The 6,343-nt window shown below is 63.3% G+C and carries 4 protein-coding genes and 1 pseudogene; 4 read left to right on the top strand and 1 reads right to left on the bottom strand.

Translation table 11 applies throughout. The features are described from left to right. The 4 genes and pseudogenes from EN991_RS19145 to EN991_RS19160 form a co-directional block, all read left to right on the top strand. Positions 1–637, top strand: a pseudogene (locus tag EN991_RS19145) (threonine synthase); the annotation flags it as partial. Positions 638–651: 14 nt separating this feature from the next. Beyond that, on the top strand, positions 652–1,944 hold the full coding sequence (locus tag EN991_RS19150; protein ID WP_013532762.1) for a pitrilysin family protein: 1,293 nt from the start codon (positions 652–654) through the stop codon (positions 1,942–1,944). Between the two features lie 15 nt (positions 1,945–1,959). Then, the gene (locus tag EN991_RS19155; RefSeq protein WP_013532763.1) at positions 1,960–2,556 is read left to right on the top strand and encodes a GNAT family protein; all 597 of its coding nucleotides are present in this window, start codon (positions 1,960–1,962) and stop codon (positions 2,554–2,556) included. 2 nt (positions 2,557–2,558) lie between these two features. After that, positions 2,559–5,447: an EAL domain-containing protein gene (locus EN991_RS19160; protein WP_013532764.1), complete on the top strand. Its 2,889-nt coding sequence runs from the start codon at positions 2,559–2,561 to the stop codon at positions 5,445–5,447. Positions 5,448–5,452: 5 nt separating this feature from the next. On the opposite strand, the gene EN991_RS19165 is transcribed toward EN991_RS19160, so the two are convergent. Beyond that, a complete protein-coding gene (locus EN991_RS19165) occupies positions 5,453–6,061 on the bottom strand; it encodes a YqgE/AlgH family protein (RefSeq protein WP_013532765.1) in 609 nt (202 codons plus the stop codon). Between the last annotated feature and the right edge of the window lie 282 nt (positions 6,062–6,343).

The following is a 6,343-nucleotide window of genomic DNA, read 5'->3' on the forward strand; positions in this document are numbered from 1 at the left end:
CGGCAATTTCGGCGATATCTTTGCCGGCTATGCCGCCAAGAAGATGGGCTTGCCGATCGATCGGCTGGTCATTGCCACCAATGACAACGACATCCTGGCGCGCACTTTTTCGACCGGCGAATACCGCACCAAGGGCGTCTTTGCGACCACGTCGCCGTCGATGGATATCCAGGTGTCGTCGAATTTCGAACGCTTGCTGTTCGAGGCCTCCGGCCGTGACGCCGCGACCGTGCGGCGCTACATGGACGGCCTGAAGCAGTCCGGTGCTTTCACCATCGAACCCCACCAAATTGCCGGGATGCGGTCCGAATTCGACGCCGGCCGCGCTGATATGGACGAGGTCGCCGCCACCATCCGCTCGACGCTCGCGACCAGCAACTATCTGCTCGATCCGCACACCGCGGCAGCCGTGCATGTCGCCGCAGGCAAGGCGTCAGGCGCCGTGCCGATGGTGGTGCTGGGTACCGCGCACCCGGCAAAATTCCCGGCCGCCGTCGAAGCCGCCAGCGGCGTGTCGCCCGCACTGCCCGCATGGCTAGGTGGGTTGATGACATCGGAGGAAAAATACACGGTACTTCCATCCGACCTGAAAATGGTGGAAGATTACGTCGGCCGCCGCGCGCGGGCGGCGCGTTAGGGAGTAGTAGCCATATGGGTGTTGAGGTAAGCCGTCTGTCGAACGGCCTGACAGTCGCCACCGAAACCCTTCAAAGCATCGAATCGGTTGCCCTTGGTGCCTGGGTCAAGTCGGGTGCCCGCAATGAACGTGACGACGAGCATGGCATGGCCCATCTGCTCGAGCACATGGCGTTCAAGGGCACGAAAAGGCGGAGCGCCTTCGAAATCGCCTCGGAGATCGAGGACGTCGGCGGCGAAATCAACGCCGCCACCAGCGTCGAGACCACCTCCTACTATGCCAGGGTGCTCTCCGACGACGTGCCGCTGGCCGTCGACATTCTTGCCGACATCCTGCAGGAGTCCGAATTCGACCCGCAGGAACTCGAACGCGAACAGCATGTGATCCTGCAGGAGATCGGCGCCGCGCACGACACGCCCGACGACATCGTCTTCGACCGTTTCACGGAAACCGCCTATCGCCATCAGACGATTGGGCGCTCCATTCTCGGCACGCCCGAAACGGTCAAATCCTTCACCTCGAAACAACTTCACGACTTCATAGAGCGGCAATATGGCGCCGAGCGCATGGTGATTGTCGCCGCCGGCGACATCAAGCATGACAATTTCGTGCGCGAGGTCGAAAAGCAGCTCGGCGGCTTCCGCAGCAAGGCCGACAGCACCATCCCGCAATATGCGCAATATGTCGGCGGCGATTTTCGCGAGGACCGCGACCTGATGGACGCGCAGATCGTGCTGGGGTTCGAAGGCCGGGCCTATCATGTGCGCGACTTCTACGCCTCGCAGGTGCTGTCGATGATCCTCGGCGGCGGCATGTCGTCGCGCCTGTTCCAGGAGGTCCGCGAGAAGCGCGGCCTGTGTTACTCGGTCTATGCCTTCCATTGGGGCTTTTCCGACACCGGCGTCTTCGGCGTCCATGCAGCGACCGGCCAGAGCGACATCGCCGAACTGGTGCCTGTCATCATCGACGAACTGCAGAAGGCCGGTGAGAAGATCCTGCAGGAAGAACTCGACCGGGCGCGCGCCCAATATCGCGCCGGACTGATCATGTCAGCCGAAAGCCCGGCCAGCCGCGCTTCGCAGATCGCACGGCAACTGCTTCTGTTCGGCCGGCCGATCGCCAAGGAGGAACTGATGGAACGGCTGTCGGCGCTGACGATCGAGCGGCTGACCGATCTATCGTCGCGTTTGTTCTCGACCAAGCCGACGCTTACCGCTGTCGGGCCTGTGGGCACACTGGCGCCCTACGAGGCGATTCTCGAATCGCTCGCGGGCACGCAGACCGCGGCCCGCAAGCTCGCCGTCTAAGCCCCTCAAAGCGCCATGTTCGCGCTCCCTTTCTTTCGCCGTGACCTGCCGGCACTGAAAGGCGACCGTGTCACGCTGCGCGTGCCGTTCACCAACGACTATCGCGAGTGGGCGGCGGTGCGCGGGGAAAGCCGCGCTTTCCTCGAACCATGGGAGCCACGCTGGACTCCCGATGAACTCGACCGCAACGCATGGCGGCTGCGCATCAGCCGCTACCGCGAGGATTATGCTCAGGGAACCGCTATCGCCTTCTTCATTTTCGAGAGGAGCAGCGGCAAGCTTGCCGGCGGCATCACGCTCGGCAACATACGCCATGGTGTCTCGCAAAGCGGCCATGTCGGCTACTGGATCGGCGAGCGCTTCGGCGGCCGCGGCCTGATGACCGACGCGGTCAAGGTGGTGACCCGCTTCGCCTTCGATACGCTGAGGTTGCACCGGATCGAAGCGGCCTGTATTCCCGACAATATCAGGTCGATCCGCGTGCTTGAAAAAGCCGGATTTCGGCGCGAAGGACTGCTGCGATCCTATCTCAGGATCAACGGCATCTGGCAGGACCACTACCTCTACGCCCGGATCGCGGACGATCCGCCGGGCGTTGGAACGAAGGACTGATTTTGACGAAATTCCTGCGCAACGGGCCGCTGTTCGCCATTGTCCTCGCGACACTCCTGACGCTGTGGGCGGCATCGTCGGCCTTCGCCGTCGAGCCGATCAAGATCGCCCGCGACGACGTCGCGCTCGACCTTTCCGGCGCCGTCGAGATCTACCGCAACCAGGGCGAGAATTTCCAGGTGTCGACCGCGCCGGGTCCGGACGGCATCGTGCGGCGCATCGAGGTCGAGGCCAATGATGCCCGTTCGACCGGCGACTGGGCTGTCTTCGCGCTCGCCAACACCACCGACCAGCAGCTCGACCGGCTGATCGTCGCACCGCATTTCCGCCTGGTGAATTCCGGCATCTTCTGGCCGGATCTGGGCTCGACCCGCATCGCTGCCATCACGCCCAGCGAAGGCTTCGCGCTCGACCGCCAGACCAGTCCCGACGCCGACGTTTTCCGGGTGACGCTGAACCCCGGCACGGTGATCACCTTCATCGCCGAACTGGCCTCGCCGAAGCTGCCGCAGGTCTACCTCTGGGATCCCGAATCCTACAAGGACTCGGTCAATTCCTACACGCTGTTTCGCGGCATCGTCATCGGCATTGCGGGCCTGCTGGCGCTGTTCCTGACCATCCTTTTCGTGGTCAAGGGGACCTCGATGTTCCCCGCGACCGCCGCGCTTGCCTGGGCGGTACTGGCCTATATCTGCGTCGATTTCGGCTTCCTCAACAAGGTCATCGAGATCTCGCCCGGCAATGAGCAGATGTGGCGGGCGGGGACGGAGGTGGCACTGGCGGGAACCTTCGTGGTGTTCCTGTTCGCCTATCTCAACCTCAACCGATGGCACGGCCATTTCAGTTATGGCGCGCTGGTCTGGATACTCGGGCTGGTGCTGATCGCCGGCGTCGCGATCGTCGATCCCGCGGTCGCCGCCGGCATCGCCAGGCTGTCCTTCGCCGCCACCGCACTGACGGGGCTTGGCCTGATCATCTTCCTCGGGATTCGTGGTTATGATCGTGCGATCATGCTGGTGCCCAGTTGGGTCATGGTGCTGTTGTGGCTATGCGGATCGTGGATGGCGATCACCGGCATGCTCGACAACGACATCGCCCAGCCGGCCCTGGGCGGCGGGCTGATCCTGATCATCCTGCTGATCGGCTTCACTGTCATGCAGCATGCCTTTGCCGGCGGCGCGCTGCATCAGGGCCTGTTCTCCGATCTGGAGCGGCAGGCGCTTGCCGTCGCCGGATCGGGCGACACGGTATGGGACTGGGACGTGCTGCGCGACCGCGTCGTCACCAAGCCCGATGTCAGCATCCAACTCGGGCTGGCGCCGAACAGCCTCGGCGGTGCGGCGCGTAACTGGCTGCCGGTGCTGCATGCCGACGACCGCGACACGTTCCGCACGACGCTCGACGTCGTGCTCGAGCACCGGCGCGGCCGGGTGTCGCAGAACTTCCGACTGCGCGGCGCTGACGGCCACTATCACTGGTTCTCGCTGCGTGCGCGCCCGGTCATCGGATCCGATGGAGAGGTCATCCGCTGCGTCGGCACCATGGTCGACGTGACGGAGCAGAAAAAGTCCGAGGAAAGGCTGCTGCACGATGCCGTGCACGACAACCTGACCGGCCTGCCGAACCGCGAACTTTTGATGAACCGGCTGGAAGCGATCATCTCGATCGCGCGCACCGAAGAGAAGGTGCGTCCGACCGTCTTCGTCATCGACATCGACCGTTTCAAGCAGGTCAATGACGGGCTCGGCATCTCGGCCGGCGACACCATCCTCTTGACCATCGCGCGTCGCCTGCACCGGCTGCTCAAGCCGAAGGACTCGCTGTCGCGCTTTGCCGGCGACCAGTTCGCGCTGATGCTGTTGTCCGAACAGGACCCGGCCCGCATCGCCGCCGTGGCGGATGCCATCAAGCATGCCATCAACAATCCGATCACCTTTGCCAAGCGCGAGATCGTGCTGACCGCCTCGATCGGATTGATCACCTGGAATTCGCCACAGATGTCGGCCGAGGACATGGTCAAGGATGCCGAGCTTGCCATGCATCAGGCCAAGCGCTTCGGCGGCGACAGGATCGAGCCGTTCCGTCCGGCTTTCCGCACTGTCGGCACCGACAGGCTGCAGTTCGAATCCGACCTGCGCCGCGCCATCGAGCGACGCGAATTCACCCTTGCCTACCAGCCGATCGTGCGGCTCGAGGACGGCAGCGTCGCCGGCTTCGAGGCGCTGCTGCGCTGGGACCACCCGCGCCGCGGCATGATCCCGCCGGCGGATTTCATCCCGGTCGCCGAAAGCTGCGGCCTGATCGTGCAGCTCGGCCTGTTTGCCATGCAGCAAGCGGCGGAAGACCTCGCCAGCTGGCAAAAGCAGATCGGCGACGCGCCGCTGTCGGTCTCGGTGAATCTGTCCAGCCGCCAGTTGATCCGCCGCGACCTGGTCAGCGACGTCCGCTCGGTCATCGCTCGGGCCAACCTGAAGCCGCGCTGCTTCCGGCTCGAACTCACCGAATCGCTTGTCATGGACAATCCCGAGCAGACCGCCCATGTGCTGACCAAGCTGAAGCAGCTCGGCATCGGCCTGTCGCTGGACGATTTCGGCACCGGCTATTCCTCATTGGCCTATCTGACGCGTTTCCCCTTCGACACCATCAAGATCGACAAGAGCTTCGTCGACGACAACACGCCCAAGCGCGCGGTGCTGCTGAAATCGATGGTCAACATGGCGCATGAACTCGGCCTGTCCGTCGTCGCCGAGGGCATTTCGGACGAGAGCGACGCGCTGGAACTGCGCCAGATGGGCTGCGAATATGTCCAGAGCTTCATGTTCGGCGCGCCAATGCCGGGCGACCAGGTGCTGAAGACGCTGAAAGAGCAGTATCCGCTGACGCAAGCGTAAACGGATCAGGCGTGTCCGGCAGCGAGGCTGAGATGCGCAAGGTCGATACCGATCGAGGCGAGGATCCGGTCGTATTTGCGCTCGATATCGGTGTCGAACAGAAGCTCGGCACTGGCCGGACAGGTCAGCCAGCCATTTTCTGCGATCTCGGTCTCCAATTGGCCGGCACCCCAGCCGGAATAGCCGAGCGCCATCAGCGCATGACGAGGCCCGCGGCCGGACGATATGGCGCGCAATATGTCGACGGTCGCCGTCAGGCAGATGTCGTCGGAAACGGTCAGCGACGATTCCACCCGATAGTCGCCCGAATGCAGGACGAAGCCCCGGCTGCGATCCACGGGGCCGCCATTGCGCACGACGAAATCGCGGGCCTGAGCCGGCAAGCGGATTGCCTCCTGCTCGTTCATGATGCCCAGTTGCACGAGCAAGTCCGGAAACAGCATCTGCTGCGTCTGGTTGATGATCAGGCCCATGGCGCCTTCATCGGAATGGGCGCAGACATAGATGACCGAGCGCGTGAAACGGTCGTCCTTCATGCCGGGCATGGCAATCAGGAACTGATCGTCGAGAAAGCCGCGACTGGCGACCGTCTTCTTGTGGCGCAACAAGTCCATGAAGGGAGCGTAACGCGTTTCCAAAGCGCCGAAAAGATGCACCGTGCTGGATTCGACCAAAGCCTGTGGCGGCGGCTCGAACATTCTTCTCCCTCGAAGTCACGCAAATATGATACCGGCAAGGCCATGAAATCATTGCGCGGCCACGAACGGACGATCAAATCACCGCCATGCGAAGCTTGAAAATCCTGCTGCTCGGCGCCGCCATCGGATCGGCCACCGCTCTTCCCGCCGCCGCCTCTTCGTCGGCGTGGTACAACAGCGAAGGCGGCAAGGTCCGGC

Source organism: Mesorhizobium sp. M7A.F.Ca.US.005.03.2.1 (genome assembly GCF_003997795.1).
In the GTDB taxonomy this organism is placed as follows: Bacteria; Pseudomonadota; Alphaproteobacteria; order Rhizobiales; family Rhizobiaceae; genus Mesorhizobium; species Mesorhizobium ciceri.

What these genes read in the sequence shown, in the direction of transcription:
- EN991_RS19150 (WP_013532762.1), top strand. Translation starts at nt 652, where the DNA reads ATGGGTGTTGAGGTAAGCCGTCTGTCGAACGGCCTGACAGTCGCCACC.
- EN991_RS19155 (WP_013532763.1), top strand. Translation starts at nt 1,960, where the DNA reads ATGTTCGCGCTCCCTTTCTTTCGCCGTGACCTGCCGGCACTGAAAGGC.
- EN991_RS19165 (WP_013532765.1), bottom strand. Translation starts at nt 6,061, where the DNA reads ATGGACTTGTTGCGCCACAAGAAGACGGTCGCCAGTCGCGGCTTTCTC.